Origin of the sequence: Micromonospora cynarisoli (genome assembly GCF_030518815.1) — a bacterium.
Lineage (GTDB): Bacteria > Actinomycetota > Actinomycetes > Mycobacteriales > Micromonosporaceae > Micromonospora > Micromonospora wenchangensis.
Genome location: NZ_CP130426.1, coordinates 3,704,620 through 3,730,859, shown reverse-complemented (window position 1 = coordinate 3,730,859; position 26,240 = coordinate 3,704,620). Strand labels below are relative to the sequence as shown.

22 protein-coding genes and 1 pseudogene are annotated in these 26,240 nt (G+C 72.1%); 11 read left to right on the top strand and 12 right to left on the bottom strand.

Going from position 1 to position 26,240, the window contains the following annotated elements:
* Positions 1–19 precede the first annotated feature (19 nt).
* Both Q2K16_RS15790 and Q2K16_RS15785 read left to right on the top strand, forming a co-directional pair.
* Positions 20–1,048, top strand: a complete 1,029-nt coding sequence (locus tag Q2K16_RS15790; RefSeq protein WP_204925028.1) for an ABC transporter ATP-binding protein — start codon at positions 20–22, stop codon at positions 1,046–1,048.
* Positions 1,041–2,054, top strand: coding sequence for an ABC transporter ATP-binding protein (locus Q2K16_RS15785; RefSeq protein WP_302746316.1), 1,014 nt, complete (start codon positions 1,041–1,043; stop codon positions 2,052–2,054). The genes Q2K16_RS15790 and Q2K16_RS15785 overlap by 8 nt, the downstream gene beginning before the upstream one ends.
* Before the next feature lie 83 nt (positions 2,055–2,137).
* Here the strand turns inward: Q2K16_RS15785 and Q2K16_RS15780 are convergent, their stop codons facing one another.
* Together Q2K16_RS15780 and Q2K16_RS15775 are read right to left on the bottom strand one after the other, a co-directional pair.
* Positions 2,138–2,491 (bottom strand): chorismate mutase, encoded by a 354-nt coding sequence (locus Q2K16_RS15780; RefSeq protein ID WP_302746315.1) that lies wholly within the window; start codon positions 2,489–2,491, stop codon positions 2,138–2,140.
* A 264-nt stretch (positions 2,492–2,755) separates the two neighbouring features.
* Complete coding sequence (locus Q2K16_RS15775; protein ID WP_302746314.1) at positions 2,756–4,606, bottom strand: bifunctional metallophosphatase/5'-nucleotidase; 1,851 nt, start codon at positions 4,604–4,606, stop codon at positions 2,756–2,758.
* Between the two features lie 213 nt (positions 4,607–4,819).
* On the opposite strand from Q2K16_RS15775, the gene pcrA reads away from it, so the two are divergent.
* Positions 4,820–7,258 carry a DNA helicase PcrA gene (pcrA, locus tag Q2K16_RS15770; protein WP_302746313.1) on the top strand — a complete coding sequence of 813 codons (2,439 nt, stop codon included), beginning with the start codon at positions 4,820–4,822 and terminating at the stop codon, positions 7,256–7,258.
* Between the two features lie 57 nt (positions 7,259–7,315).
* On the opposite strand, the gene Q2K16_RS15765 is transcribed toward pcrA, so the two are convergent.
* Positions 7,316–8,080 (bottom strand): M23 family metallopeptidase, encoded by a 765-nt coding sequence (locus Q2K16_RS15765; RefSeq protein WP_489671920.1) that lies wholly within the window; start codon positions 8,078–8,080, stop codon positions 7,316–7,318.
* Positions 8,081–8,423: 343 nt separating this feature from the next.
* Positions 8,424–9,140: a M23 family metallopeptidase gene (locus tag Q2K16_RS15760; protein WP_302746312.1), complete on the bottom strand. Its 717-nt coding sequence runs from the start codon at positions 9,138–9,140 to the stop codon at positions 8,424–8,426.
* Positions 9,141–9,525: 385 nt separating this feature from the next.
* On the opposite strand from Q2K16_RS15760, the gene icmB reads away from it, so the two are divergent.
* From icmB to sucD, 3 genes are all read left to right on the top strand, one after another.
* Entirely contained in the window at positions 9,526–9,930 is a 405-nt protein-coding gene (icmB, locus tag Q2K16_RS15755) for a coenzyme B12-dependent isobutyryl CoA mutase small subunit (RefSeq protein WP_302746311.1), read from the top strand.
* A 513-nt stretch (positions 9,931–10,443) separates the two neighbouring features.
* Positions 10,444–11,622, top strand: coding sequence for an ADP-forming succinate--CoA ligase subunit beta (gene sucC / locus Q2K16_RS15750; RefSeq protein ID WP_145921670.1), 1,179 nt, complete (start codon positions 10,444–10,446; stop codon positions 11,620–11,622).
* Between the two features lie 2 nt (positions 11,623–11,624).
* Positions 11,625–12,512 carry a succinate--CoA ligase subunit alpha gene (gene sucD, locus Q2K16_RS15745; protein WP_302746310.1) on the top strand — a complete coding sequence of 296 codons (888 nt, stop codon included), beginning with the start codon at positions 11,625–11,627 and terminating at the stop codon, positions 12,510–12,512.
* A 70-nt stretch (positions 12,513–12,582) separates the two neighbouring features.
* Here sucD and Q2K16_RS15740 read toward each other — a convergent pair whose 3' ends face one another.
* Positions 12,583–12,840 carry a hypothetical protein gene (locus Q2K16_RS15740; RefSeq protein ID WP_302746309.1) on the bottom strand — a complete coding sequence of 86 codons (258 nt, stop codon included), beginning with the start codon at positions 12,838–12,840 and terminating at the stop codon, positions 12,583–12,585.
* A 156-nt stretch (positions 12,841–12,996) separates the two neighbouring features.
* Between Q2K16_RS15740 and Q2K16_RS15735 the strand changes: the two are divergent.
* A pseudogene (locus Q2K16_RS15735) lies at positions 12,997–14,271 on the top strand (cell division protein PerM); the annotation flags it as partial.
* Positions 14,272–14,585: 314 nt separating this feature from the next.
* On the opposite strand, the gene Q2K16_RS15730 reads toward Q2K16_RS15735, so the two are convergent.
* Together Q2K16_RS15730 and Q2K16_RS15725 are read right to left on the bottom strand one after the other, a co-directional pair.
* A complete protein-coding gene (locus tag Q2K16_RS15730; RefSeq protein ID WP_302746308.1) occupies positions 14,586–15,185 on the bottom strand; it encodes a DUF4190 domain-containing protein in 600 nt (199 codons plus the stop codon).
* Positions 15,186–15,211: 26 nt separating this feature from the next.
* Positions 15,212–15,559, bottom strand: coding sequence for a CD225/dispanin family protein (locus tag Q2K16_RS15725; RefSeq protein WP_302746307.1), 348 nt, complete (start codon positions 15,557–15,559; stop codon positions 15,212–15,214).
* 138 nt (positions 15,560–15,697) lie between these two features.
* On the opposite strand from Q2K16_RS15725, the gene purN reads away from it, so the two are divergent.
* Both purN and purH read left to right on the top strand, forming a co-directional pair.
* Positions 15,698–16,318, top strand: coding sequence for a phosphoribosylglycinamide formyltransferase (gene purN, locus Q2K16_RS15720; RefSeq protein ID WP_302746306.1), 621 nt, complete (start codon positions 15,698–15,700; stop codon positions 16,316–16,318).
* Positions 16,315–17,886 (top strand): bifunctional phosphoribosylaminoimidazolecarboxamide formyltransferase/IMP cyclohydrolase, encoded by a 1,572-nt coding sequence (gene purH, locus Q2K16_RS15715; RefSeq protein ID WP_302746305.1) that lies wholly within the window; start codon positions 16,315–16,317, stop codon positions 17,884–17,886. Before purN ends, purH begins: the two co-directional genes overlap by 4 nt.
* Positions 17,887–17,925: 39 nt before the next feature.
* Here the strand turns inward: purH and Q2K16_RS15710 are convergent, their stop codons facing one another.
* The 5 genes from Q2K16_RS15710 to Q2K16_RS15690 all read right to left on the bottom strand — a co-directional run bounded on the left by Q2K16_RS15710 (position 17,926) and on the right by Q2K16_RS15690 (position 23,668).
* Entirely contained in the window at positions 17,926–18,972 is a 1,047-nt protein-coding gene (locus tag Q2K16_RS15710; RefSeq protein ID WP_302746304.1) for an ABC transporter ATP-binding protein, read from the bottom strand.
* Positions 18,956–19,993, bottom strand: a complete 1,038-nt coding sequence (locus tag Q2K16_RS15705; RefSeq protein WP_302746303.1) for an ABC transporter ATP-binding protein — start codon at positions 19,991–19,993, stop codon at positions 18,956–18,958. Before Q2K16_RS15705 ends, Q2K16_RS15710 begins: the two co-directional genes overlap by 17 nt.
* A 5-nt stretch (positions 19,994–19,998) precedes the next feature.
* A complete protein-coding gene (locus Q2K16_RS15700) occupies positions 19,999–20,955 on the bottom strand; it encodes an ABC transporter permease (RefSeq protein WP_302746302.1) in 957 nt (318 codons plus the stop codon).
* Between the two features lie 18 nt (positions 20,956–20,973).
* Positions 20,974–21,912, bottom strand: a complete 939-nt coding sequence (locus Q2K16_RS15695) for an ABC transporter permease (RefSeq protein WP_302746301.1) — start codon at positions 21,910–21,912, stop codon at positions 20,974–20,976.
* Positions 21,913–22,063: 151 nt separating this feature from the next.
* Positions 22,064–23,668: a peptide ABC transporter substrate-binding protein gene (locus tag Q2K16_RS15690; RefSeq protein WP_302746300.1), complete on the bottom strand. Its 1,605-nt coding sequence runs from the start codon at positions 23,666–23,668 to the stop codon at positions 22,064–22,066.
* 413 nt (positions 23,669–24,081) lie between these two features.
* Between Q2K16_RS15690 and Q2K16_RS15685 the strand changes: the two genes are divergently transcribed.
* Positions 24,082–24,942 (top strand): bifunctional methylenetetrahydrofolate dehydrogenase/methenyltetrahydrofolate cyclohydrolase, encoded by an 861-nt coding sequence (locus tag Q2K16_RS15685; RefSeq protein WP_302746299.1) that lies wholly within the window; start codon positions 24,082–24,084, stop codon positions 24,940–24,942.
* A gap of 226 nt (positions 24,943–25,168) precedes the next feature.
* Complete coding sequence (locus Q2K16_RS15680) at positions 25,169–26,119, top strand: malate dehydrogenase (RefSeq protein ID WP_302746298.1); 951 nt, start codon at positions 25,169–25,171, stop codon at positions 26,117–26,119.
* Positions 26,120–26,240: the final 121 nt, after the last annotated feature.

The window sequence follows — 26,240 nt, the reverse complement described above, 5'->3', positions numbered from 1 at the left end:
TGAGTTGTCCGACATTCTCGTGTCCGAGCAGTCCGCGCCCGGCGCCGACGGATCCGGCCGCCCCTCCGGTCGGCTGCTCGAGGTCGACGACCTGCGGGTGGAGTTCCGCACCCGGGACGGCGTCGCCAAGGTCATCAACGGAGTCACGTACCACGTCGACGCGGGGGAGACCCTCGCCGTGCTCGGCGAGTCCGGCTCCGGTAAGAGCGTCACCGCGCAGACCATCATGGGCATCCTGGACATGCCACCCGGCTTCGTCACCGGGGGCCAGGTCCGCTTCCACGGCAAGGACATGCTCACCATGTCCGCCGAGGAACGTCGCCGCATCCGTGGCGAGGGCATCGCGATGATCTTCCAGGACTCGCTCTCCGCCCTGAACCCGGTCTTCACCGTCGGGTTCCAGATCGCCGAGCAGTTCCGGGTCCGGCGCGGGATGAGCCGTTCCGACGCCAAGAAGCGCGCGATCGAGATGCTCGACCAGGTCAAGATCCCGAACGCCAAGGGCCGGTTCAGCAACTTCCCGCACCAGTTCTCCGGCGGCATGCGGCAGCGCGCGATGATCGCGATGTCGCTGGCGCTCGACCCCGAGGTGCTGATCGCCGACGAGCCGACCACCGCGCTGGACGTGACCGTGCAGGCCCAGATCATGGACCTGCTCGGCGAACTCCAGCGGGAACGCCGGATGGGCATGATCCTGATCACCCACGACCTCGGCGTGGTCGCCGACGTCGCGGACCGGATCGCCGTCATGTACGCCGGTCGGATCGTCGAGGAAGCCGACGTCTACGACCTGTACGCCAAGCCGGCGCACCCGTACACCCTCGGCCTGCTCAACTCGATCCCCCGGCTGGACGAGAAGGGGCAGCAGCTCCGCACCATCAAGGGCCTGCCGCCGAACCTGATGAACATCCCGCCGGGCTGCCCGTTCAACCCGCGCTGCCCCATGGCGCAGCCGGTGTGCCGGGAGACCGTCCCCCCGCTGTTGCAGATCGGCACCGGTCGGGCCAGCGCCTGCCACTTCGCCGAGGAGCTGGTGAACCGTGACTGACAACATCATCGAAGTCCGTGAACTGGTCAAGCACTACCCGGTCACCCGGGGCATCGTGTTCAAGAAGACCATCGGCCAGGTCAAGGCCGTCGACGGCGTCTCGTTCGACCTCAAGGCCGGCGAGACGCTGGGCGTGGTCGGCGAGTCGGGCTGCGGCAAGTCGACGCTGAGCCGGGTCCTGATGAACCTGGAGAAGCCGACCGCCGGCACGGTGCACTACAAGGGCCAGGACATCGCCAAGCTCTCCGGTGGCGCGCTGCGGCGGCTGCGCCGGCAGATCCAGCTGGTGATGCAGGACCCGTACACCTCGCTGAACCCACGGATGACCGTCGGCGACCTGATCGGCGAGCCGTTCGAGATCCACCCGGAGGCCGCGCCGCGCGGCAGCCGCCGGGACAAGGTCAAGGAACTGCTCGACCTGGTCGGCCTCAACCCGGAGCACATCAACAGGTACCCGCACCAGTTCTCCGGCGGCCAGCGGCAGCGCATCGGCATCGCCCGGGCGCTCGCCCTGCGTCCCGAGGTGATCGTCTGCGACGAGCCGGTCTCCGCCCTGGACGTCTCGATCCAGGCGCAGGTGATGAACCTGCTGGAGAAGCTCCAGAACGAGCTGGGCCTGTCGTACGTGTTCATCGCGCACGACCTGTCGGTGGTGCGGCACCTGTCGGACCGGGTCGCGGTGATGTACCTCGGCAAGATCGTCGAGATCGGCACCGAGGACGAGATCTACGAGCGGCCGACCCACCCGTACACCCAGGCGCTGCTGTCGGCGGTGCCGGTGCCGGACCCGACGCTGCGGGAGAACAAGGCGATCATCCGGCTCACCGGTGACGTGCCCTCGCCGATCAGCCCGCCGTCGGGCTGCCGGTTCCGTACCCGGTGCTGGAAGGCGCAGGACGTCTGCGCCGAGCAGCCGCCGCTGCTGGAGATCCGCCCCGGCTCGGACCACCCGAGCGCCTGCCACTTCGCCGAGAAGCGGGAGATCGTCGCCACGCACGAGGCGTGAGACGACCCGGGCCGCCTGCCACCGTCACCCGACGGCGGCAGGCGGTTCGTCGTCCACCACGGCCCGCGCCCGCCCGGTCGCCGCTACAGCGGCCCGCGCCCGGCCCGCAGCAGCAGCAGCGCCAGCTGGGTGCCGTCGGCCCCCAGCTCGCTGCGGAAGCGTTCCAGGATCTCCCGCTCCCGGGAGAGCACCAGCCGGGTGCCCCCGGAGGCCATCCGGGTCACCCCGACCTCCTGGGACAGCGCCGCCCGCTCCTGCCAGAGCGCGATCAGCGTACGGTCGATCTCGTCGATCCGTTCCCTGATCGCCACGATCCGCTCGGCCGCCACCGTGTCGCCGGTGCCGGTACGGGCAGCCGCGGCCCCGGTCGGGTCCGCCCCGGCCTGATCGTCGTGCCGCGCGGGGCCACCGCTGGACTCCACCACGTCAGTCATCATCGTCGTACCCCTCGGGTCTCGGGCCCGGTGTTCGGATCCCGGGACGAAAAAGCCCCGGGCTCTCCGAGCCCGGGGCTTTCGTAGGTCTGTCGATCAGGCGCGACCCACGGCTGCCGGACTCCCGGTGCCGTAGTAAAAGAAGAACCGCCGCTCGATCACGTCGTCGAGTATGCCGACCGGTGACCGGCCGCGCAAGCACCCGGACGGGCGAGGGAAGGGCCCCCGTCGGCGCGCGCACGCGCCGACGGGGGCCCTTCCCGCCGGTCAGCCCAGCCGGGTGATGCGGTCCGCCGCCGTGGGGGCGACCGGCGCGCCGGCACCCAGGTACGCCACCAGGGCGTCCACGTCGAAGCCGGGGGCGGTGGTCCGGCCGGTGCCGCCCGCCAGCTCGGTGAACCCGTCCCCGCCGTTGGCGAGGAAGTCGTTCGTGGTGACCCGGAAGCTGGCCGCCGGGTCGACCGGGGTGCCGTTCAGGGCCAGCGCGCTGACCCGCGAGCCGGCCGGCGCGGTGCTGTCGTACGAGTAGGTCAGCCCGGCCGACGGCTGGAGGATGCGCTGGGTGGTCTGCCCCTTGAAGCCGACGAACTGCTGCTCCAGCACGTTCTTGAGCTGCGCGCCGGTGAACGTCTGGGTGACCACCAGGTTGTTGAACGGCTGCACGGTGAACGCCTCGCCGTAGGTCACCTCGCCCGGCGCCTCGCCACCGGCCGACGCCCCGTACGCCAGGGAGGCCCGTACGCCGCCCGGGTTCATCAGCGCGAGCTGCGCCCCGTCGCCCTTCGTGTACGCCAGCTGCGCGTCGGCGATCACGTCACCGAGCGGGCTCTCCCCGTTGGGCCGGGCGTCCCGCACGATGTCCGCGCTGATCTTCCCGACCACCCGGTTGGCGATCGGGGCGACCGCCGTGCGGTACTTGTCGGCCAGCGCCTTCGCGCCCGCGTCGACCAGCGCCGGGTTCTTGGCGAACACCCCGCCGGTCTGCTGCCAGGTGCCGTCGGCGTTGCGGACGCCGTTCTCCACGATCACGTTCTTCGCGGTGATGCCGGTGAACCGGCCGGTACGCCGGTCCAGCGAGTAGTCGATGTCGGTGACCAGCTGGCCGTTGTTGCCGGCGCTGGTGACCACGCTCGGCTTGCCCGAGGAGTTCGGCAGCGAGCAGGAGTAGAAACGGTGGGTGTGCCCGGAGACCACCACGCCGAACTCCGGCCGCAGGCCCTTGACGATGTCGACGATCGGGCCGGAGAAGTTGGCGCAGTCGGAGACGCCCGGGGTGGCCGGCGGCGCGGACTGCGCGCCACCCTCGTGCACCAGCAGCACCATCGCCTTGACGCCGAACAGCTTGAGCAGGCCACCCCACTTGTTGGCGGTTTGCACCTCGTCGGTGAAGGTGACGTCCTTGATGCCGGCCGGGTTGACGATGCCCGGGGTGCCCTCCAGGGTGACCCCGACGAAGCCGACCGGCACGCCGCCGACGAACCTCACGTCGATCGGGGGCAGGATCGGCAGCTTGGTCTTCTTGTTGATGGTGTTGGCGGCCAGGTAGGTGAACTTCGCGCCGGCGAAGCCGTCGCCGTCCTGGCAGCCGTCGACCGGGTGGCAGCCGCCCTTGTCGATCCGGAGCAGCTCCTTGACGCCCTCGTCGAACTCGTGGTTGCCGACCGAGCTGACGTCGAGGCCGACCTGGTTCATCAGCTCGATGGTGGGCTCGTCGTGGAAGGCGGCGCTGACCAGCGGGGTGGCCCCGATCAGGTCGCCCGCGCCGACGGTGGTGGTGACCCGGCCCTCGGCCTTCGCCTCGGCCCGCAGCTTCTTCAGCCAGGTGGCGAGGTATTCCACCCCGCCGGCCGGGGTGCCGTTGACGGTGGCGCCGCTGCCGCCGGGCGGGTCGATCGCGCCGTGGAAGTCGTTGTAGCTGAGGAACTGGCCCTTGACCTCGCCACCCGTCGCGGTGGCGTACGAGACGGCGACCGGGGCGAGGCCGGCCCCGGGGGTGGCGTCGGCCGACGGCGTGGTGGCGCGGCCGGTGACGGGCAGGCTGGCCACGACGGCCAGGGCGAGGGCCGGCGCGGCGAGGTGACGCAGCACGGCCCGACCGCGCGAGCGCGGTTGACTCATGGTTGTTCTCCCAAGTCGTCTACGGGGGAGCAGGCGGGGATTTCCCGGGTCATCGTCGCGCCTCGGGGCGCAAGATGCCAGTGGGGCCACCGTGACAGGTTCGTCTCAGTCCCGGCCGGTCGGCGGCCGGACGTCCGCGCGGCGGCGGGGCGCGGTCGGTTCGGGCGTGCGCGGGCGGGAAGTGTCCGGCCGACGGCATAGACTCGCCGTGCGATGCATCCTCTCTTCGACATCCCCGCGTCCCCGCCCGCGCCCGAGTCCGCGCCGGTTCCGCCGCGCCGGCCGGGCCCGACCCACCGCCTCGACCCGCAGGCCCTGGTGGAGGGCCTGAACGGTCCCCAGCGGGACGCGGTCACCCACGCCGGCTCGCCGCTGCTGATCGTGGCCGGGGCCGGGTCCGGCAAGACCCGGGTGCTCACCCACCGGATCGCCTACCTGCTCGCCGCGCGGGACGTCCATCCCGGCGAGATCATCGCGATCACCTTCACCAACAAGGCCGCCGGTGAGATGAAGGAACGGGTGGCCCACCTGGTCGGCCCGCGCGCCCGGCTGATGTGGGTGTCGACGTTCCACTCCGCCTGCGTGCGCATCCTGCGCGCCGAGCACGAGCACGCCGGCCTGAAGTCGACCTTCTCCATCTACGACGCCGACGACTCCCGCCGGCTGATGCAGCTGGTCGCCCGGGAGCTGGATCTCGACCCGAAGCGCTACCCGGCCCGGGGGCTGGCCGCCCAGGTGTCCAACCTGAAGAACGAGCTGGTCGACCCGGAGGAGTTCGCCGGCCGGGCCAAGGGGCCCAACGAGCGGGCGCTGGCCGAGGCGTACACGCTCTACCAGCGGCGGCTGCGGGAGGCGCACGCGCTGGACTTCGACGATCTGATCATGACGACGGTGCACCTGCTCCAGTCGCACCCGCACGTCGCGGAGAGCTACCGCCGCCGGTTCCGGCACGTCCTGGTCGACGAGTACCAGGACACCAACCACGCGCAGTACACCCTGATCAAGGAGCTGGTCGCCGGCACCGAGGGGATCGCCCCGGCCGAGCTGTGCGTGGTCGGCGACGCCGACCAGTCGATCTACGCGTTCCGGGGTGCGACGATCCGTAACATCCTGGAGTTCGAACGGGACTTCACCGACGCCCGCACGATCCTGCTGGAGCAGAACTACCGCTCCACCCAGACCATCCTGAACGCCGCCAACGCGGTGATCGACCGGAACACCTCCCGCAAGCCCAAGCGGCTGTGGAGCGACGCCGGTGCGGGTGAGCAGATCGTCGGCTACGTCGCCGACACCGAGCACGCCGAGGCCGACTGGGTGGGCCGGGAGGTCGACCGGCTGGTCGACGCGGGGGAGACCCGCCCCGGCGACGTCGCCGTCTTCTACCGCACCAACGCCCAGTCCCGGGTCTTCGAGGAGGTGTTCATCCGGGTCGGCCTGCCCTACAAGGTGGTCGGCGGGGTGCGCTTCTACGAGCGCAAGGAGGTCCGCGACGCGCTGGCCTACCTACGCGCGGTGGTCAACGACGACGACACGGTCAGCCTCCGCCGGGTGCTGAACACCCCGCGCCGGGGCATCGGCGACCGGGCCGAGGCGTGCGTCGAGGCGCTGTCCAGCCGGGAGCGGATCTCCTTCGGGGCGGCGCTGCGCCGGGCCCGGGAGGCGCCGGGCATCTCCACCCGGGCCGCCAACTCCATCGCCGAGTTCGTCGCGCTGCTCGACGGCGCCCGTGAGCTGGCCGAGGAGGGCACCCCGGAGGAGGTGCTGGAGGCGCTGCTGACCCGTTCGGGTTACCTGACCGAGCTGGAGGAGAGCCTCGACCCGCAGGACGCCGGCCGGGTCGACAACCTCCAGGAACTGGTGAGCGTCGCCCGGGAGTACACCGAGCGGATCGAGGCACTGGGCGGCGACGACGAGCGGGCCACCCTGGCCGGTTTCCTGGAGCAGGTGGCGCTGGTCGCCGACGCCGACCAGATCCCTGTCCAACCGGGCTCGTCACCTGACGGCGTCGAGGCGGACGACGCCGCGCCCCATCAGGGCGTGGTCACCCTGATGACCCTGCACACCGCCAAGGGCCTGGAGTTCCCGGTGGTGTTCCTGACCGGCCTGGAGGACGGCGTCTTCCCCCACCTGCGGTCGCTTGGCGACACCCGGGAGTTGGAGGAGGAGCGGCGGCTGGCGTACGTGGGCATCACCCGGGCCCGGCAGCGGCTCTACCTGTCCCGGGCGGTCACCCGTTCGGCCTGGGGGCAGCCGTCGTACAACCCGCCGTCGCGCTTCCTGGAGGAGTTGCCGCCGGAACTGGTGCGCTGGGAACGCACCGAGGGGACGTACACCTCGTGGGCCGGTGGGGGCGGCGGCGTCGGGGGGCGCGCGGACCGCGCGCCCGGCGGGCGTGGCGGCTTCACCGGGGGTACGCCGAGGGCGGCCGAGCTGGCGAAACGGCTCGGGGTGGACGCCAGTCGGCTGGCCACCGCCAGCGAGCTGCCGCAGGGGCCGAAGGTGTCGGCCGGTGACCGGGTCAACCACCAGCGCTACGGCCTGGGGCGGGTGCTCGCGGTCGAGGGGCACGGGCCGAGCGCCCGTGCGCAGATCGACTTCGGCGACCAGACCATGTGGCTGGTGCTGCGGCACGCCCCGCTCGACAAGCTCTGAGGCGACGCCGACGGGCCCGGTCGGCGTGCTGCCGGCCGGGCCCGTCCGCGGTACGGCTCAGCAGGCCACGTCGATGCCCCGGGCGCGCAGAAACGGCGCCGGGTCGATCTGGTTCCACATCTGCCCCTGGTGCACCTCGAAGTGCAGGTGGGGGCCGGTGGAGTCGCCGGTGGAGCCCTCGTAGCCGATCACCTCGCCGACGCCGACCCGGTCCCCGACGGAGACCTTCACGCTGCTCTGGTGGGCGTAGTGGGTCAGGTAGCCGTTGCCGTGGTCGATGAAGACCGAGATGCCGTAGCCGTCGCCGACGTCGCCGGCCTTGACGACCGTGCCGGCGGCGGCGGCGCGGATCGGGGTGCCCGCCGGCAGGGCGAAGTCGATGCCGGCGTGCAGGGTGCCCCAGCGCTGCCCGTAGCACGAGGTGATCTGCGCTCCGGCCATCGGGATCACCCAGGACGGCTTCGGCTTCGGCGTGGTCGCCTTCCTGGCGGTGGCCTTCGGCTTCGCGGTGGCCTTCGGCCTGGTCGTGGCCTTCTTCGTCGCCGTTGCCGTCGGGGTGGGGCTGGCGGTGGCGGGGGTCGGCACGGCGGTGGGGCTGGCCGGGACGGCCGACTCGCGGGCGGACCGGTCGGCGCGGGCGGCGGCCTCGGCCCGCTCGCGGGCGTCGAGCGCGACGGCAGCCGGTTCGGGGGCGTCGTCCCGGTCGAGGATGACCGTGGCGACCCCGGCCAGGCCGAGGCCGACCAGCGCGGCGACGCCGACGGCCAGGGTGCGTGCGCCCCGCGGGTGACGCCGCCGGTGCCGGACCACAGCGGCCGTGATCCTGGCCCCGGGGCCGGTGCGGGTGGGGTTCCCGTCGCGGGTGGTGCCGTCGTCCGGGCGGTTGTTGTCTTCCTGCACGGTGGACCTTCAACTACTCAGGGGGTTTCGGACCCGGACCATCCTGGGTGGCGACGTGCGCCGGGGCGGGTACGGGTACCGGCCGGTAGCCGAGGTCGCCCGGCGGCCTGCCCGGCTATGTCCCGCCGGGATGGTGTCTGACCTGTTGCGCGACGTGGCCCGGACGTGCGCTCGGTCACACTGCGGAGTGTGACGCAGCAGACTTGGCCGCACGAAAAACCGCCCGGATCCGCAGATCCGGGCGGTGAACAGGCGTTACCGAGCGTCAGGAAGCGGCTGCCTCGGTGTAGTACGCCTCCACTTGCAGCTTGATGTCCACTCCGCGCTCCTGGAGCCACGGCACCGGGTCGAGGGGCTGGCCCTTGACATGGACCTCCAGGTGCAGGTGCGCTCCGTAGGAGTGGCCGGTGTTGCCGACCAGCCCGAGCTGGTCGCCCGCCTTCACCTGCTGGCCCTCGTGCACGCTCACCGCCGAGGAGTGGCCGTAGATGGCCTCGCTGCCATCGGCGTGCTGCACGATCACCGCGTAGCCGTAGCCGCCGAACCAGCCGGCCTTGGTGACCGTGCCGGAGTGGATGGCCACGTAGGGGGTGCCCTCCGGCGCGACCAGGTCGATGCCGGTGTGCAGCTTGCCCCAGCGCATGCCGTACGGGGAGTTGAAGTCGTAGCCCTGCATGGGCAGCAGCCACGGGTCCTGCTCGTTGACGCCCGGCTGGCTGTCCCGGGCGTCGCTGCGGGTGGCCCGGTCGGCGGCGTCGGCCCGGTCGGCGGCGTCCTGGCTGGTGATCGAGGCCTGCCGCAGCTCGTCGAGGACCGACGGGCTGACGCTCTTGGCGTCCGGCATCGCCCCCGCGCCGAGCGCGACGATGCCGGCGCCGACGAACGCGGTGGTCACGACCGCCGCGTAGCGGCTCCGCGGGGGGGTGGGTACGCGGCGACGGCCGCGATATCTATCGGGCTCAGACGACAGGCGCTGGCGCACGCACACCCTCCGTTGTCGGGGATCCGATGCAACCTCGGACCGATCGGTGCAGCCGCCCCGACGATCGTTGATCGCGTCATCACCCGTCCGTGGACCTGATGACAACCGTGGACACGTTAGCCCTCCGCCGCTCCGGTCACAAGCGTGGGCCCCGAACCGGCGATTCGTTCTGTCCCTTTCCGTCCATCATTGTCATAGCTGTAGACGCCGGACGGCTGTCCCCCTTCCTGCCCGTTCGTCGCGCACAGTGACCGATCGGCGGAGGCGTCCGGCTTCCCGGGGGCGGGCCGGGACGGTAGGGGTCCGGCCCGGGTTCTCCACCCCCGGTGGGCCGGGTTACCGTTCGTTCAGCTGGTAGCCGCGGAGCCGTGAAGGGTGTGCGCTGATGAGCTCTCGTATCCGGGTAGTCGTCGCGAAGCCGGGCCTCGACGGCCACGACCGGGGTGCCAAGGTGGTGGCGCGTGCCCTGCGTGACGCGGGTATGGAGGTCATCTACACCGGCCTGCACCAGACCCCGGAGCAGATCGTCGAGACCGCCATCCAGGAGGACGCCGACGCGGTCGGCCTCTCGGTGCTCTCCGGCGCGCACATGACGCTCTTCCGCCGGGTGCTGGAGCTGCTCGCCGAGCGGGACGCGCGGGACGTCGTCGTCTTCGGCGGCGGCATCATCCCCGACGCCGACATTCCCGAGCTGGTGCAGATCGGCGTCAAGAAGATCTTCACGCCGGGCGCGACCACCCAGTCGATCGTCGAGTGGGTCCGCGCCAACGTGGCCCAGCCGGTCGCCTGACGACCCCGGGCGCGCCGCGCCCGTCCGTACGCCGACGGTGGTGTGCCGGTCCCGGGACGCCGCCGTTTCGTCGTGCCGTGACCCCCGGCGCGGCCGGGGTGACGTCCGGTGAGGGAAGGCTTCCGAATCCGGGCAGGGTGAAGGGCCGGACGCACCCCTCACACGCCCGGCCCTTCTATGCACGATGCCCCGCCGCCACCCCTCGACCGACAGGGCATCGGCCGCTCCCGCCTTCGCGCTGATCAGCGCTCCGACATCAGACTCAACGACGCCCGTACGGTGGGGTTACGCGTTACGTGGGACAACCTGTGGACCGATCTGTGTCGCCGGCGAGTCGCCGAGGGCGCGCTGTGCATTACCGCACACCGCGCACCCGCTCGGTTGCCGCCGGTGCCCACCTCGCTAGGCTGCGGCCAATGGCCTGTTTCAACTGATGACAGGCGTCAACGGAGTTTCCACAACGCTGGCGGCGGCGCGACGGCGCGCCGCGGAGACGGGACGGGACGCGCAATCGTGGACCTGTACGAGTACCAGGGGCGGGACCTGTTCGAGCGGCACGGCTTGCCCGTGCTCGCCGGCGGCGTCGCCACGACCCCGGAGGAGGCCCGCGCGATCGCCGAACGCCTCGGCGGCCGGGTGGTCGTCAAGGCACAGGTGAAGGTCGGCGGCCGAGGCAAGGCCGGCGGCGTCAAGCTGGCCGAGGGCACCGACGAGACGGTGGCCAGGGCCACCGACATCCTCGGCATGGACATCAAGGGGCACACCGTCCACAAGGTCATGATCACGGTGACCGCGGACGTGGCCGAGGAGTACTACTTCTCCTACCTGCTCGACCGCGCGAACCGCACCTTCCTCTGCATCGCCAGCGTGGCCGGCGGCATGGACATCGAGCAGGTCGCCGCCGAGACCCCGGACAAGGTGGTCAAGGCCCCGATCGACGCGGTCGAGGGCGTGGACGAGGCGAAGGCCCGGGAGATCGTCGACGCGGCCGGGTTCCCGGCCGAGGTCGCCGACCAGGTCGTCGCGGTCGCGGTGGGGCTGTGGAAGGCGTTCGTCGCCGAGGACGCCACCCTGGTCGAGGTGAACCCGCTGGCCAAGACCGGCGACGGCACGCTGCTGCTGCTCGACGCCAAGGTCACCCTGGACGAGAACGCCGGCTTCCGGCACCCGGACCACGAGGCCCTGGTCGACCAGGCCGCGGTGGACCCGCTGGAGCAGGCCGCCAAGGAGAAGGACCTCAACTACGTCAAGCTCGACGGCGAGGTCGGCATCATCGGCAACGGCGCGGGCCTGGTCATGTCCACCCTCGACGTGGTGGCCTACGCGGGCGAGCGGCACGGCAACGTCAAGCCCGCCAACTTCCTCGACATCGGCGGCGGCGCGAGCGCCGCGGTGATGGCCAACGGCCTGGAGATCGTGCTCTCCGACCCGTCGGTGCGCAGCGTCTTCGTCAACGTCTTCGGCGGCATCACCGCCTGCGACGAGGTCGCCAACGGCATCATCCAGGCGTTGGCCCTGCTGGAGGAGCGCGGCGAGAAGGTCACCAAGCCGCTCGTGGTCCGGCTCGACGGCAACAACGCGGAGGCCGGTCGGGCGATCCTCGACGGCGCCGGGAACCCGCTGGTGCAGCGGGTCGACACCATGGACGGGGCGGCCGAGCGGGCCGCCGAGCTGGCTGCTGCGGGGGTCTGACGATGGCGATCTGGCTGACCAAGGAGTCCAAGGTCATCGTGCAGGGGATGACCGGCTCCGAGGGTTCCAAGCACACCAGGCGGATGCTCGCCGCAGGCACCACCGTGGTCGGCGGGGTGAACCCGCGCAAGGCCGGCACCACCGTCGACTTCGACGGCGCCGAGCTGCCGGTCTTCGCCTCCGTCGCGGACGCGATGCGGGAGACCGGGGCGGACGTCACGGTGATCTTCGTACCGCCGCAGTTCACCAAGGGCGCGGTGGTCGAGGCGATCGACGCCGGAATCCCGCTCGCCGTGGTGATCACCGAGGGCGTGCCGGTGCACGACACCGCCTCGTTCTGGGCGTACAACGTGGCCAAGGGCGAGCAGACCCGGATCATCGGGCCCAACTGCCCAGGCATCGCCTCGCCCGGCGCGTCCAACGCCGGCATCATCCCGGCCGACATCACCGGCTCCGGCCGGATCGGCCTGGTCAGCAAGAGCGGCACGCTGACCTACCAGATGATGTACGAGCTGCGGGACATCGGCTTCTCCACCTGCGTCGGCATCGGCGGTGACCCGATCATCGGGACCACCCACATCGACGCGCTCGCCGCGTTCGAGGCCGACCCGGAGACCGACGCGATCGTGATGATCGGCGAGATTGGCGGCGACGCCGAGGAGCGGGCCGCCGAGTTCATCAAGGACAACGTCACCAAGCCGGTGGTCGGCTACATCGCCGGCTTCACCGCGCCCCCCGGCAAGACCATGGGGCACGCCGGCGCGATCATCTCCGGTTCGGCGGGCACCGCCGAGGCCAAGCAGCAGGCCCTGGAGGCGGTGGGCGTCAAGGTCGGCAAGACCCCCACCGAGACCGCCAAGCTGATGCGGGAGCTGATGTCCGGCCGCTGAGCCGTGGGCCGCAGCGCCCGAGCGAGCGACGCACCGACCGAGGGGGGTCGACCGGAGACGGTCGGCCCCCTCAGTCGTTCCAGAGCGGGTACGTCCCGCTGGCCCGCCAGATCGCGGTGCCGATGATGTTGATCACGCCGAACGCGATGGCCAGGTAGCCGAGGACCGGCGACTGGCCGTACCGCTTGGCGTCGCGGATCGACAGGTAGCCGAAGATGATGCCCAGGATGCCGCAGCAGATCAGGCCGAGGACGATGCCGAGCACCCCCCAGAGCGTGGTGCGGTCCCGCCCGGCCGCGGCCGGTGGCGGTGGGTACGGAGCGTTCACGGCTTCCTCCGGGCGATCGGTGCCACGACTTCGGTCGCGTCCCTGCGCCGAGGCTAAACCGGATCGGGGCCGCACGGCGGTGGATCACGGAACTCGCCGGTCTCGGGCGGCCCCGACGGGCAGCCACCACCGGCGCGGCATGCCAGAGTAGAGCCGATGTCCTCGACCACCCCTGATCAGCCCCGCCGTCCCAGCGGTGCCCGCACCGGCGGCAGGCCGCCCGGCCGTGCCGGTGGCGCCCGGGTGCCCGCACCCCGCCGTCCGGAGCCGTCCGGGCGCTCCCGGGCGCCGCTGCCCGTCGCCGCCGGGGTGGCCGCGGCCGGCGCCGCCGTCACCTCGTACCTGCCGGTGGCGGCGGTGCTCGGGCTGGCCCAGTTCAGCGAGGACGCCGGCTCGCTGGTCGGTGCGCTGCGTGCCGGGCTCGGCGGCTGGCTGCTCGGCCACGGGGTGCCGCTGGAGACCACCGCCGGCCGGCTCGGCCTCGTCCCGCTGACGCTCTGCGCGTTCGCCTTCTGGCGGCTGAGCCGGGCCGGGGTGCACGCCAGCCGCGCGGTCGGCGCACGCGGCGGCCGGTCACCCCGACGGGCGGCCACCGTCGCCCTCGCGGTCGGCATCGGGTACGCCGGGTTCGGCGTCCTGGCCGCGATGCTCGTCGACAGCGCCGGCCTGCGGGTGTCCCCGGTCCGGTCCGGGCTGACCCTGCTGCTCTTCGGCACGCTGGCCGCCCTGGTCGGGGCGGCCCGCACCACCGCCGTCACCCGCCTGCTCGCCGACCGCGCGCCAGCCGTGCTGCGCGACGGCGTCCGCACCGGCCTGGTCGCCGCTCTGCTGCTGCTCGCCGCCGGGGCGAGCGCGGCGGGCCTGGCGGTGGCGACCGGCGGGGGAGACGCCGCCGACCTGATCGGGGCCTACCGGACCGGGGTCGCCGGGCAGGCCGGGATCACCCTGGTCAGCCTCGCCTACGCACCCAACGCCACCGTCTGGTCGACCGCCTATCTGCTCGGCCCCGGGTTCGCCGTCGGCACCGGCACGGCGGTCCGGCTCAGCGAGGTCTCCGTCGGGTCGCTACCGGCCGTACCGCTGCTCGCCGGGCTGCCCAGCGGCCCGGTCGACGGGCTCGGCGCGGCGCTGCTGGCGGTGCCCGTGCTGGCCGGCATGACGGCGGGCTGGCTGCTCGCCCGCCGGCTGCTCCGCCCGGACGCCGACGAGTGGGCCCCGCCGGCCTGGCCGGCGCTGCTCGGCCCGGCCGCGCTCGCCGGTCCGGTGGTCGGCCTGGTCGTCGGGCTCGCCGCGGCGGCCTCCGGCGGCCCGCTCGGCGGCGGCCGGCTGGCCGAGATCGGCCCGGTGCCGTGGCAGGTGGCAGCGGTGGCGACCGCGGTGGTCACGGTCGGCGCACTGCTCGGGGCGGCCGCCGCCAAGGTGCTCGACCGTCAGTCGTCGGCCCGCCCGGCCACCCGGACCCGGCCGCCCGCCGGCCGCCCCCGGAGGGCGCCGGAGCGACCCGACCCGGCCGGCGACCGGCACCGGCCGCCCCGGGAGCACCCCCGACCGGCCGAGGACCGGCCGGCCCGTCCGGTACCGGACTGACCACCCGGCCCGCCCCTGGCACGCGGCCCGGGGACCACCGCGCCCGGCCCGGGGCCGGGTGCGTCGTCCGTCCCGCCGGGTGTACGTGGCCCTGTCGGACACACGGCGAGGGGCGCCCCGGACGGTGCCGGGACGCCCCTCGCTCGTACCCGCCCGGGTCAGGGCGAGGTGGGCAGCGTGAACCTGCCGATGATGTTGAGGAGCAGCAGCAGGATGCCGAGACCGACCGCGACCGCACCGCAGATCAGGCCGGCCTTGGCCTGACCGCCGTTGCCGGCCAGGCCCTGGTTCGCCTTCTGCATGCCCAGCCAGCCGGTGATCACCGCGCCGATGCCGAGCGGGACGCCCAGGTAGAGGCAGCAGAGCAGCGGGATGGACGCGATGCCGAGGATCAGCGACACCAGGCCGAGGGTGTTCTGCTGCCCCTGTGGCGTCGGGAAGCCGGCCCCCGGGTAGGAGCCCGCCGCCGCGGCGTACGGCTGCTGCCCGTAGGGGTCCTTGTGGACGGGCTGGCCGTACGGGTCCGGCTGGAAGGGCTGACCGTACGGCTGGCCCGAGGTGGGCTGGGGGCCGTACGGGTCGTGCGGGGGCTGCCCGTACTGCGGCTGCTCGCCGTACGGTGCCGCCGGCTGCTGCCCGTACGGTGCCTGCGGCGCGGCGTACGGGTCCTGCGGCTGGCCCGAGACGGGCTGCTGCCCGTACGGATCGTGCGGGGGCTGCTGGCCGTACGGGTCGTGGCCGGGGTTTCCGGGCTGCATCTCGGCTGCTCCTCAGTCGTGGTCCGTCAGTAGCTGCTCGTGCTGCTGCTGCCGTCGATCGCACCCATCACACCACCGAAGATGCAGCAGAGCAGCACGATGACGAGCCACACACCACCGATGATGAAGGCCAGCTTCGACCACTTCTTGGACTCCCGGGCGGCGGCCTCGGCACCCGCGTAGTCGCCCTGCTGGAGGGCCGGGTTGACCTTCGAGGCGTTGATGATGGCCGGGATCGCCAACGGCCAGAAGAAGAAGATGGCCACGATCGACGCGGTCATGTTGTTGTTGATCGGCTGCTGCGGGTTGGGGTAGCCGGGCTGCATCTGCGAGCGCTCCTCGTTCACATCGGTACGGCGTCCGTACCTGATCATGGGCTATGGGGTGCGGTGGCGGGCACGGCCCGGCCACCGGGCGACCGGCAGCGTACCGTGTCCGGGCGACATACGTGATCACCCAAAACGTCGCCGCCCGCAGGATGGGCGTGCCGACCTGCCCGCTAGGGTGGCCGGGTGACCGAGCCCGCGTCCGTCGCCCGCCTCGTCGTCCTCGTCTCCGGCTCCGGCAGTAACCTCCAGGCGCTGCTGGACGCCACCGCCGACCCCGGCTACGGGGCCCGGGTGGTGGCCGTCGGCGCCGACCGGGACGGCATCGTCGGGCTGGACCGGGCCACCGCCGCCGGGGTGCCGACCTTCGTCGACCGGGTGAAGGACCACCCCACCCGCGCCGACTGGGACAAGGCCCTCACCGCGCACGTCACCGAGCACCGGCCCGACCTGGTGATCTCGGCGGGTTTCCTGAAGCTGGTCGGGCCGCAGTTCCTGGCGGCCTTCGGCGACCGCTACCTGAACACGCACAACACGCTGCTGCCGGCGTTCCCCGGCATCCACGGCCCCCGGGACGCGCTCGCCTACGGCGTCAAGGTCACCGGGGCCACCCTCTTCTTCGTCGACGCCGGGATGGACACTGGCCCGATCGTCGCGCAGGTGGCGGTGCCGGTCCTCGACGACGACGACGAGGAGACGCTCACCGAGCGCATCAAGGAAGCCGAGCGCCGCCAGCTCGTCGAGCAGGTCGGTCGCCTGGTCCGCGCAGGTTGGACGATCACCGGAAGAAAGGTCACGGTTCCGTGAGTGCCCCGCAGGACTCCCGCCGCCCGATCAGGCGGGCGCTGGTCAGCGTCTACGACAAGAGCGGTCTGGTCGAGCTGGCCCGTACGCTGCATGAGGCCGGGGTCGAGATCGTCTCGACCGGTTCCACCGCGTCGACGATCTCCGGCGCGGGGGTGCCGGTGACCCCGGTCGAGCAGGTGACCGGCTTCCCCGAGATCCTCGACGGCCGGGTCAAGACCCTGCACCCCAAGATCCACGGCGGGCTCCTGGCCGACCTGCGCAAGGAGTCGCACGCCGACCAGCTCGACGCGCACGGCATCGCCGGCATCGACGTCCTGGTCTCCAACCTCTACCCGTTCCAGGCCACCGTCGCCTCCGGCGCGTCGCCGGACGAGTGCATCGAGCAGATCGACATCGGCGGGCCGGCGATGGTCCGGGCCGCCGCCAAGAACCACGCCTCGGTCGCCGTGGTGACCGACCCGGCCGCGTACCCGGCGCTGGTCGCCGCGCTGGCCGAGGGCGGATTCACGCTGGCCCAGCGGCGGGCGCTGGCCGCCCGCGCGTTCGCCGACATCGCCGAGTACGACGTGGCGGTCGCCGACTGGTTCGCCGGCACCGCCGCCCCGGCCGAGGACGGCTGGCCGCACTTCGCCGGGCTGGCGCTGCGCCGGCAGGCGACGCTGCGCTACGGCGAGAACCCGCACCAGGGCGCCGCCGTCTACGCCGACCCGGGCAGCCCGCCGGGGCTGGCCCAGGCCGAGCAGTTGCACGGCAAGGAGATGTCCTACAACAACTACGTCGACGCGGACGCCGCCTGGCGGGCCGCGAACGACTTCCCCGACCAGCCGGCGGTCGCGGTCATCAAGCACGCCAACCCGTGCGGCATCGCCGTCGGCGCGGACGTCGCCGAGGCCCACCGCAAGGCGCACGCCTGCGACCCGGTCTCCGCGTTCGGCGGGGTGATCGCCGTCAACCGGCCGGTCTCGGTGGAGCTGGCCGGCCAGGTCGCGGAGATCTTCACCGAGGTGCTGGTGGCGCCGGACTTCGAGCCCGGCGCGGTGGAGATCCTCCAGGGCAAGAAGAACATCCGGCTGCTGCGCGCCCCGGCCTTCGCCCCGCTGCCGGCCGAGTGGCGGCAGGTGACCGGCGGTGTCCTCGTCCAGCAGCGGGACCGGATCGACGCCCCGGGCGACGACCCGGCCAACTGGAAGCTCGCCACCGGCGAGGCCGCCGACGAGGCCACCCTGCGGGACCTGGCGCTGGCCTGGCGGGCGGTCCGCGCGGTGAAGAGCAACGCGATCATGCTGGCGAAGGACGGCGCGTCGGTCGGGGTGGGGATGGGCCAGGTCAACCGGGTCGACTCGGCCCGGCTGGCGGTGAGCCGGGCCGGCGCGGAGCGGGCCCGGGGTTCCGTCGCCGCCTCCGACGCCTTCTTCCCGTTCGCCGACGGCGCGCAGATCCTGATCGACGCCGGGGTGAAGGCGATCGTGCAACCCGGCGGGTCGATCCGCGACGAGGACACCATCGCCGCCTGCCAGCAGGCAGGCGTCACCATGTACCTGACCGGCACCCGGCACTTCTTCCACTGATCCACCGCGTGCTCCCGCGCCCGGCGCGGGAGCACGCGGTCAGCCCCGGCCCGGCGGGTCGGAGCGCGCGCGCAGCGCGGCGAAGTGGCAGGCGCTGGGGTGGGGGTCGGCGGGGCGGGGGACGGTCGGCGGGTCCTCCCTGGCGCAGATGTCCTCGGCCTTCCAGCAGCGGGTGCGGAAGTGGCAGCCGGACGGCGGGTCAGCCGGGCTGGGCACGTCGCCGGTGAGCCTGATGATGCCGCCCGCGCCCCGAGCCGCCGGGTCGGGCACCGGCACCGCCGACAGCAGCGCCTGGGTGTACGGGTGGGTGGCCCGTTCGTAGATCTCGTCCTCGGTGCCGATCTCGACGATCTTGCCGAGGTACATCACCGCGACCCGGTCGCAGATGTGCCGGACCACCGACAGGTCGTGCGCGATGAACACGTACGACAGCCCGAACTCGTCCTGGAGCTGCTCCAACAGGTTGATCACCTGGGCCTGGATCGAGACGTCCAGGGCGGAGACCGGCTCGTCGCAGACGATCACCTCGGGACGCAGGGCGAGCGCCCGGGCGATGCCGATGCGCTGCCGCTGGCCGCCGGAGAACTGGTGCGGGTACCTGTTGACGTGCTCCGGGTTGAGGCCGACCACGTCCAGCAGTTCCTGCACCCGGCCGCGCTTGCTGCCCTTCGGCGTGGCGTCGGGGTGGATGTCGAACGGCTCCCCGATGATGTCGCCGACCGTCATCCGGGGGTTCAACGAGGTGTACGGGTCCTGCATCACCATCTGCATGTTGCGGCGCAGCCGGCGCAGCTCACCCCCGGTGGCGGTGAGCAGGTCCCGCCCCCGGAGGGTGGCCCGGCCGGAGGTCGGCGTCTCCAGCCGCATCAGCACCCGGGCGAGGGTCGACTTGCCGCAACCGGATTCGCCGACGATGCCGAGCGTCTCGCCCCGGCGCAGGGTGAAGCTGACCCCGTCGACGGCCCGGACCGCGCCGACCTGCCGTCGGAAGAGCACCCCCCGGGTGATCGGGAAGTGTTTGACCAGGTCGTCGACCGTGAGGATGGTCTCGCCCCGGACCTTGGCGGGGTCAGCGGTCGCGGTCATCGTGCACCTCCTGCGCGAAGTGGCACGCGCTGGTCCGGCCGTCCGCGAGGACCAGGTCGTCGGGCACCACGTCCACGCACACCTGCTGCGCGTACGGGCAGCGGGGGTGGAACGGGCAGCCGCCGGGGATGCGCATCAGGTTCGGCGGCAGACCCCGGATGGTGGACAGTTCCCGGCCGCGCACGTCCAGCCGGGGGATCGAGGCCAGCAACCCCTTGGTGTACGGGTGGGCCGGCGCCCGGTACAGCGGGCGGACGTCGGCGTGCTCGACGATCCGGCCGGCGTACATGACGGCGATCCGGTCCGCGACGCCGGCCACCACCCCCAGGTCGTGGGTGATCAGGATCATCGCCATGTCGAGGTCGCGGCGCAGGTCGGCCAGCAGGTCCATGATCTGGGCCTGCACGGTGACGTCGAGGGCGGTGGTCGGTTCGTCGGCGATCAGCACCTTCGGGTCCAGCGCCAGCGCCATGGCGATCATGACGCGTTGCCGCATCCCGCCGGAGAACTGGTGCGGGTGGTCGCCGAGCCGCCCGGCCGCCCCGGGGATGCGTACCAGGTCCATCAGCTCGACGGTCCGCCGTCGGGCGTCGGCGCGGGACATCCCGGCGCGGTGCCGCAGCGTCTCGCCGATCTGCCAGCCGACCGGGAAGACCGGGTTCAACGCCGACAGGGCGTCCTGGAAGATCATCGCGATCTCCGTGCCGCGTACCTGCCGGCGCTGCTCCTCGGGCAGGGTGAGCAGGTCGCGGCCCCGGTAGCGGATCTGACCGGAACGGATCACCGCCGGCGGGCTGTCCAGGATGCCCATGACCGCCTGGGCGGTGACCGACTTGCCGGAGCCGGACTCGCCGAGCACGGCGAGCGTCTCGCCCGGGTCCAGGTGGTAGGAGACCCCGTTGATCACCTTGGCCACCCCCTCGCCGGTGCGGAACTCGACGTGCAGGTCGCGTACTTCCAGCAGGTGCCCGCCGGGCGGGGTGGGTGAGGCCGGCGTGGGCCGGGGCCCGGGTTCGCCCATCGGATTCACCGCAGCTTCGGGTCGAAGGCGTCGCGGATCGCGTCGCCGAGCATGATGAAGGCGAGCACGGTCAGCGCGAGGAAGGCGGACGGGACGACCAGCGGTGTCGCCGACTCGCGCATGTGCACCCGGCCGGCGTCGATCTCGATGCCCCAGGAGATGGTGGGGGCCTTCAGCCCGATGCCGAGGAAGCTCAGCGTCGCCTCGGCGGCGATGAACGAGCCGAGGGCGATGGTCAGCACCACGATCGCCGGGGCGAGCGCGTTGGGCAGGATGTGCCGCCACATGATCCGGCCGTTGCCGGCGCCGAGCATCCGGGCGGCGGCCACGTAGTCCTGCTCCTTGGCGGTGATCACCGAGGAGCGGACCACCCGGGCGGCGGTGGTCCAGCCGAGCACCGCCAGCACGAAGATCACCGCGAACAGCCGGACCGTGTCGCTGCTGGTGCTGACCCGCTTGAGCAGCACGATCGCGGCCAGCAGCAGCGGGATGCCGAGCACGATGTCGATCACCCGGGAGAGCACCGCGTCGACCCAGCGGCCGAAGTAGCCGGCCAGCATCCCGACGACCAGCGCGATGGCCCCGGTGAGCAGGGCGGAGAGCGCGCCGACCAGCAGCGAGGCGCGGGCCCCGTAGACGGCCCGGGCGTACGTGTCGCAGCCCTGGAAGTCGTACCCGAAGATGGCCCCGCCGGACGCCCCGGCGTGCTGGCGGGACAGCACGCAGTCGCGCGGGTCGTTGGCGGTGAACAGCGACGGCACGGCGGCCATCGCGGCGACCAGCACGACCAGGACGAGGCTGGTCCAGAAGACCGGCTTGCGGCGCAGGTCGCGCCAGGCGTCCCCGGCCAGGCTGCGGGGTTTCTGCGGTACGCCCACCCGGTCGGGTGTCCCGGGCTCGCCGGAGACCCCGCGCCGGGCGGCCTGGTCCTCCGTCGCCGCCACCGTCTCGAAGTCGCTCATGCCGGCACCTCGCTGCGTTCACTCATAGCGGATCCTCGGGTCGAGGACGGCGTACAGGACGTCGACCACCAGGTTGGCGACGAGGTAGACCACGACGAGGACGCTGACGATGCCCACCACCAGCGGGCCGTCCTCGGTGCGGATGCCCCGGAACAGGTTGAACCCGACCCCCGGGATGTTGAACACGCCCTCGGTGATGATCGCGCCGCTCATCAGGTTGCCCAGTTCGACGCCGAGGAAGGTGATCACGGGGATGAGCGAGTTGCGCAGCACGTGCACGCCGATGATCCGTCGCCGGGCCAGCCCCTTCGCCCGGGCGGTACGCACGTAGTCGGCGCGCAGGTTCTCGGCGACCGAGGTACGGGTCAGCCGCAGCGCGGTGGCCAGCGAGAGCGAGCCGAGCACGATGCCGGGCAGCAGCAGGGCGTACAGGTCGGGGTCGGCGCCGGCGGTGGGTGGGAAGACGGGCCACCGGACGCCGAGCAGGTACTGGGCGAGCGGGGCGAGCACGATGGTGGGGATGCCCAGCACCAGCAGGGTCAGCACCAGGGTGGCGTTGTCGAACAGGCTGGCCCGGCGGATGCCGGCGAGCACCCCGGCGGTGACCCCGAACAGGATCGTCACGGCCATCGCGATCAGCGCCAGCTTGACGGTGACCGGCCAGGCGGCGGCGAGGATGTCCCCGATCGACCGGCCGGTGAGCGACTGGCCGAGGTCACCCTTCACCAGGTTCTTCAGGTAGTCGAGGTAGCGGTAGAGGAAGCCGCCGACGCCGGTGCGGTCGAGGTGGAACTTCTCCGTCAGGTACGCCCGCTGGGCCGGGGTGACCGGCCGTTCCCCGGCCAGCGCCTGGATCGGGTCGCCCTGGCCGGCGAACATCAGAGCGTACACGATCAGGGTGGTCCCGAAGAAGGCGAGGACCATCTGGAGCAGACGCCGCAGAACGAAGCGGAACATAGTGTGCAGTCTTGCCCAAAAGCGGCGGAGACGGAGGCGGGTCGGGCCACCGTCCACCGATGACCCGACCCGTCGCTCCCGCCGACGGCCCCGTTGCCGCCGACGCGCTGTCACGTGCCGGCGGCCCCGCTCGCCGCCGACACCCTCCGGGCTAGCTGACCGCCTCGATCTTCAGCAGGTCGACCCGGTCGAAGAGGTCCATCTGGACGTTCTTCACCTTGGTCGAGTGGCCGAAGTTGTTCTGCCCGTAGCGCAGCGGGATCACCGGCATGTCCTTGGCCAGCAGATCCTCGGCCGCCTGGTACCTGGCGATCGCGGCCTCCTCGTTCGGCGCCTTGGCACCCTCGGCGAGGAGCCTGTCGAACTCGGGGTTGCTGTAGCCGTAGTAGTTCGACGAGCCGTTGGTGCCGTACAGCGGGCCGAGGTAGTTCTCCATCGACGGGTAGTCCATCACCCAGCCCATCCGGAACAGGCCCACCGGCTGCTTCGCCTTGACCTTGGTCAGCAGGTCGGCGAACTTGGGCTCGGCGGTGCCGACGCACTCCACACCCAGGTTGGCCTTGAGTTGGTTGCAGGTCGCGTCGATCCAGTCCTTGTGCCCGCCGTCGCCGTTGTACGACAGTTCGATCCTCTTCGGGCCGCCGGCCGCCTCGTACGCCGCCTTCGCCTTGGCCGGGTCGAACTCGCCGGCCGCGCCGATGGTGTTCTCCCGGTAGCCCGCGACCACCGGTGAGACGAACGAGCGGGCCGGCTGCTGCGAGTCCTTGAAGATCGACCTGGTGATCTCGTCCCGGTCGATCGCCATCGAGATCGCCTTGCGCACCTCGGGCTTGCTGAACTCCTTCTGGAAGGTCGGGAAGGCCAGCACCTGCAACGACGACGCGGGGCTCTGCCGGAACCGGTCACCCAGGTCGGTGCCGGCGGTGGACAGGTTCTCGGTCGGGATCGTCTTGATCACGTCGAGGTTGTCCGAGAGCACGTCCGCGTACGCGGCGGTCGGCTGCTGGTAGATCCGGAACTCGACGCCGCCCACCTTCGGCTGCTCGCCGGGGAAGGCGTCGTAGCGCTCCACCTCGACCTTGGCGTCGTGCTGCCAGGAGCCCTTCATCCGGAACGGGCCCTGCCCGATGGGGGCCTGCTCGTAGCCGTCCTTGAGCACGCCGGGGGCGGAGAAGGCGGCCTTCGGCAGCGGGTAGAACGCGGTGTACCCGAGCATCGACCTGAACTCGCTGTACGGCTCGGTCAGCGTGACGGTGAAGGTCAGGTCGTCGACCTTCTTCAGCCCGGACAGCCGCTCGGCGGCCGGCTTGTCGCCCTGGAGGTCGGCGTACCCGGCGATCTTCTCGAAGAAGTAGCTGGAGTTCTGCCCGTTGGGGGCGTACGCGCCGTAGTTCCAGGCGTCGAGGTAGTTGTCGGCGGTGACCTTCTCGCCGTTGTGGAAGGTGTAGCCGTCCTTGAGCTTGATCGTCCAGACCCTGTTGTCCGACGAGGTAACCGACTCGGCCGCCACCTCGTGGGGCTTGTTGGCCTCGTCGTAGTCGACGAGCGGGCTGAACAGGGCGGCGAGCACCTGGGAGCCGCTGGTCTCGGTGGTGTTGGTCGGCACCAGGTGCTGCGGCTCGGCGATCTCGATCCGCACGGCCGCGTCGGGGTCGGACTGGCCGGTTCCGCTGCCGCCGCCCGAGCCGCAGGCCGCCAGGCCCAGGGTCACCGCGAGCGGGAGAGCGGTCCAGGCAGCAAGCCTACGCACACGCATGGGGTCTCCTCATCTCATCACGTAGCGCGGTCGGACCCGGCGATGGGTGACTCTGCGCAACGTTCGGCAACGGTAGGTCGGGCAGGGCCGGTCGACAACGACGGCGTTGCGAACGGATAACGGATCACGCCCGACGGCCTTGTCGGCGACGACGGTTGGTGGTAGGCGATCAGATGAAAATCCTGCGTGGGCAAGGGACGTCGGGACGGTTCCGGGGCTCCGTCGGGTCGGATCGGCAGTCGTGGCGTCGGTGTCGCCAGGTGTCCGGTCCGTTACCGACGCGGCCCACCCGTCCGGTACGGCACTCGGGTCGGCCCGCATGTTCTCACTCAGGGTGAGCAACGGCACCTCACACACAGTCACGGGTTCCCCGTCGCCGGTCCGCCGTCCGCCGGCCATGAGACGATCTGGTCGTGACGGCGATCATCCTGGACGGCAAGGCGACCGCAGCCGAGATCAAGGACGAGCTGCGGGTACGGGTCAAGGCGTTGGCCGAGCGAGGGGTCACCCCCGGCCTGGGCACGGTCCTGGTCGGCGCGGACCCCGGCTCCGAGGCGTACGTCAACGGCAAGCACCGCGACTGCGCCGAGGTGGGCATCGCCTCGATCCGCCGCGAGCTGCCCGCCGACGCCACCCAGCAGCAGCTCGACGACGTCCTCGCCGAGCTGAACGCCGACCCGGGCTGCCACGGCTACATCGTCCAGCTGCCGCTGCCGGCTCACCTGGACACCCAGCGGGCCCTGGAGATGATCGACCCGGACAAGGACGCCGACGGCCTGCACCCGGTGAACCTGGGCCGGCTGGTGCTCGGCTACGACGGCCCGCTGCCGTGCACCCCGCGCGGCATCGTCGAGCTGCTCCGCCGGTACGACGTGCCGCTGCGTGGCGCCAACGTCGCGCTCGTCGGTCGGGGCAACACCGTCGGCCGCCCGCTCGGCCTGCTGCTCAACAGGCGCAGCGAGAACGCGACAGTCACCCTCTGCCACACCGGCACCCTCGACCTCGCCGCGCACACCCGCGCCGCGGACGTCGTCATCGTCGCCGCAGGGGTGCCCGGCCTGCTCACCGCCGACATGATCACGCCGGGGGCCACCGTGGTGGACGTCGGCATCACCCGGGTGATCGGTGACGACGGCAAGGGCCGCTACACCGGCGACGTGGACCCGGAGGTGGCGCAGGTGGCCGGCCGGCTGGCCCCGATGCCCGGTGGCGTCGGGCCGATGACCCGGGCCATGCTGCTCACCAACGTCGTCGAACGCGCCGAGCGCGGCTGACCTCGCCTACTCGTCTGCCCTGCTCAGCGGCGGTGGGCCGCAGTCGACCCCCCGTTCCGGAGCCGGTGCGCCGCGGGCGGGTCACCGGCCGCAGCGCCGCCCGCCGGGAACCGGGCGGTGGTGACGTTGGCCCCATCCCGGGGACGGTCGCCGCCCCTGGCCGAAACGGTGCCGGGATGACTGTTACGGTCGGGAAAACCGACTGGTAGCAGGGAGTGGGACGACCATGGGTAAGAAGGTCACTGTCGTCGGGGCCGGCTTCTACGGCTCCACCACCGCACAGCGCCTGGCCGAGTACGACGTCTTCGACACCGTCGTCATCACCGACATCGTGGAGGGCAAGCCGGCGGGTCTCGCGCTGGACCTCAACCAGTCCCGCGCGGTCGAGGGCTTCGAGACCAAGGTCGTCGGCGTCACCACCGGCCCCAACGGCGAGGGCTACGAGGCCATCGAGGGCTCGGACGTCGTCGTGATCACCGCCGGTCTGCCCCGTAAGCCGGGCATGAGCCGGATGGACCTGCTGGAGACGAACGCCAAGATCGTGCGGCAGGTCGCCGAGAACGTCGCCAAGTACGCCCCGAACGCCGTCGTCATCGTGGTGTCCAACCCGCTCGACGAGATGACCGCGCTGGCCCAGCTCGCCACCCAGTTCCCCAAGAACCGGGTGCTCGGCCAGGCCGGCATGCTCGACACCGCCCGGTTCACCAACTTCGTCGCCGAGGCCCTCGACGTACCGGTGAAGTCGGTGAAGACGCTGACCCTCGGCTCGCACGGCGACACGATGGTCCCGGTGCCCTCGCAGAGCACCGTCGACGGCCGGCCGCTGCGCGACGCGATGCCCGCCGAGCAGATCGAGGAACTGGTCGTCAAGACCCGCAACGGTGGCGCCGAGGTCGTCGCGCTGCTCAAGACCGGTTCGGCGTACTATGCCCCGTCCGCCGCCGCCGCCCGGATGGCGCGGGCCGTGGCCGAGGACTCCGGCGCGGTCATGCCGGTCTGCGCCTGGGTCGACGGCGAGTACGGCATCTCCGGGGTCTACCTGGGCGTCGAGGCCGAGATCGGTGCCGAGGGCGTGAAGCGGGTCGTCGAGACCGACCTGGACGCCGACGAGCTGGCCAGCCTCAAGGAGGCCGCCGAGGCCGTCCGCGCCAAGCAGGCCGACGTCGCCAACATGTGATCCGCTGAACCATCCGCCGCAGGGGCGGGACGGCTTCCGCCGTCCCGCCCCTGCGGCGTCCCCGTCCCGCCCCGCTCGTTCGGCCCCGCGCCGGTGTGCGGCGGTCGTCCCGGGGAATGCC